Raw genomic sequence first — 1,301 nt, 5'->3', positions numbered from 1 at the left:
TCACCGTCACGATCCGACGCCCTCGACAGCGGAGGGGACGCGTCGCGGCCCGGCCTCTGGATCGAGACGCCGCTCGTCTCGCGGGAAGGCCCCGGCCGCGTGGTCGGACCGGACGGGACCACCATCTCGGTGACGCTCAGGCCCTCGGGCGGGCGCGCCGGCTCGGGCTCGCGCCTCTCGCTCTCGGCGATGCAGGCGCTCGGCCTCGACCTCGCGTCGCTGCCCACGGTGACCGTCATCGCGGATGGCTGACCTCGGCCTTTCGCGGCGCCTCCTGCCGCGGCCGGCCTCGGGCCGGGGCAACTGGAAGAAGCTGCGCGAGGGCTTCGCCTGGGACATCCCCGACGCGGTGAACATCGCGCATCTGTGCTGCGACAGCTGGGCGGCGGTGGCGCCCGAGCGGGTGGCGGTGATCCACCTCGGGTCGGACGGGACACGCTCGGAATGGACCTACGGCGATCTCCGCCGGGCCTCCGACCGGCTGGCGGCGGCGCTCCACGCGGGCGGCGTCATGCGCGGCGACCGGGTGGCCGTGCTGATGGCGCAGAACCCCGCCGCCCTCGTGGCGCATCTCGCCGCGATGAAGCTCGGCGCGGTGTCGCTGCCGCTCTTCACGCTCTTCGGCGAGGACGCGCTGCGCTACCGGCTGGCCGATTCCGGCGCGCGGGCGGTGATCGTCGAGGCGGGCGCGCTCGACCGGGTCATGGCGCTCGCGCCCGACCTGCCGGAGCTGGCCATGGTCGTGACGACAGGCCTCGCGTCGACCCCCGTCCACGCCTTCGACGAGATCCTCGCCACGCCCGCGCCGGGCTTCGTCCCCGTGCCGACCGACGCCGAGGACCCGGCGGTGATGATCTACACCTCCGGCACCACGGGCGATCCCAAGGGCGTCCTGCACGCACACCGCTTCCTCTTCGGGCACCTGCCCTGCCTCGAGCTGTCGCTCGGCTGGTTCCCGGACGCGCGCGACATCGGCTGGACGCCCGCGGACTGGGCCTGGATCGGCGGGCTCATGGACATGGCGCTCCCCTGCCTTTTCTACGGCGTCCCTCTCGTCTCGCACCGTTTCGCCAAGTTCGATCCCGAGGCCGCGCTGCGGCTGATGGCGGCGGAGGGGGTCTCTGCCGCCTTCATCCCGCCGACGGCGCTGAGGATCATGCGGCAGGCGCCGGTGCCCAGGGGGCTGCGGCTCCGCGCCATCGGCTCGGGGGGCGAGGCGCTGGGCGCCGACCTCCTCGACTGGGGCAGGGGGGCGCTCGGCTGCCCGATCAACGAATTCTACGGCCAGACCGAATGCAACC

Annotated in this window: 1 protein-coding gene and 1 pseudogene; both read left to right on the top strand. The window is 73.8% G+C overall.

Annotated features, from left to right (window positions below; genetic code table 11):
* Nucleotides 1–252, top strand: a pseudogene (locus ACTS11_RS03150) (hypothetical protein); the annotation flags it as partial.
* On the top strand, nt 245–1,301 hold a 1,057-nt coding region (locus ACTS11_RS03145; RefSeq protein ID WP_442638889.1), incomplete at its 3' end, for an AMP-binding protein. The pseudogene ACTS11_RS03150 and the gene ACTS11_RS03145, both read left to right, overlap by 8 nt.

This window comes from Roseicyclus sp., assembly GCF_052168335.1.
GTDB lineage: Bacteria > Pseudomonadota > Alphaproteobacteria > Rhodobacterales > Rhodobacteraceae > Roseibacterium.
This window is presented reverse-complemented; position numbering and strand designations above follow the sequence as displayed.